We start from the raw sequence: 1,086 nt of genomic DNA on the forward strand, positions 1-1,086 counted from the left end.
GCCTTGACGACCGTACGGCGGCTGGGCGCAAGGGTGTTGCGGGCCGGTACGGCCTCGAGGGATCTGTGGGGTCTGGTCACGGCCGATCAGGTTACTGATCGGTATGCCCGAAGAGCGGGCGAACCCCGAAAGTTCGCCCGCTCTTCACGCCGTGCCTCTCGGCGCGAGGGGCTCAGCCCTTGAGGGCCTTGGTGATCGCGGTGACGTACTCGCCCTGCGTCATGGGCGCGTTCTGGCCGTCGGAGCCGGTGACCTTCTTGCCGTCCATCAGCAGCGTCGGCGTGCCCTGGAAGCCGTACTTCTTGCCGTCCGTGTTGAACTTGTCGCTCATCACCAGCGCCCACTTGTCGTAGGTGCCGTCCTTCACGGCCTTCTGGAAGGACGCGTTGCCCTTGAGCGCGGGCACGGTGTCCGCCACCTTGATCAGGTAGTCGTCGCTCTTGAACTTGTCGTCCTGCTCGTCGGGGTGGTACTTCGCCGAGTACAGCGCCGCCTTGTACTTGAGGAACGCCTCCGGGTCGACGTTCAGGGCCGCGCCGAGCGCGCTGAGCGCGTTCTTGGAGCCCTCGCCCGGGATGTTGTTGTCGATGAAGGTCGCGCCGACGTACTGGATCTTGTACTTGCCGTCCGCGACGTCCTTGTCCACCGTGGCGCCGGACGCCTGCTCGAACTGGGCGCAGACCGGGCAGCGCGGGTCCTCGTACATCGTGAGGGTCTTCTTCGCGGTGTCCTTGCCGATGACGACCGTCGTGCCGTCCTTGCCCGTGGTGTGGGCGGGCTTGACCAGGGTGGCCTTCTTCGCCGCCTCCCAGCCGCTCGGCTTGTTGTTCTGGACGACCGCGTAACCTATGCCGCCCGCGGCGGCGAGCACCGCCACCACCGACAGGCCGACGATCGCCTGTCGCTTCACCTTGTCCCGCTTGGCCTGGCGCTCGCGCTCCTCGCGCAGCCGCTCACGCGCCGCCGTCTTCGCCGCCTGGGTGTTCCGCTTGCTCATGTTGGTGATCTCCATAGGGGACGCGCACATGCCGTACGCGAGGTACGTGTGCGCGGGATATGTGTGGGGAACGGGGTCGTGCCCGGTGT

General features: G+C 66.8%; 1 protein-coding gene. It reads right to left on the reverse strand.

The features are described from left to right. Positions 1-172: 172 nt before the first annotated feature. Positions 173-997: a thioredoxin domain-containing protein gene (locus GT030_RS14720; protein ID WP_161201498.1), complete on the reverse strand. Its 825-nt coding sequence runs from the start codon at positions 995-997 to the stop codon at positions 173-175. Between the last annotated feature and the right edge of the window lie 89 nt (positions 998-1,086).

The organism is Streptomyces sp. SID1328 (genome assembly GCF_009865595.1).
Lineage (GTDB): Bacteria > Actinomycetota > Actinomycetes > Streptomycetales > Streptomycetaceae > Streptomyces > Streptomyces griseoluteus.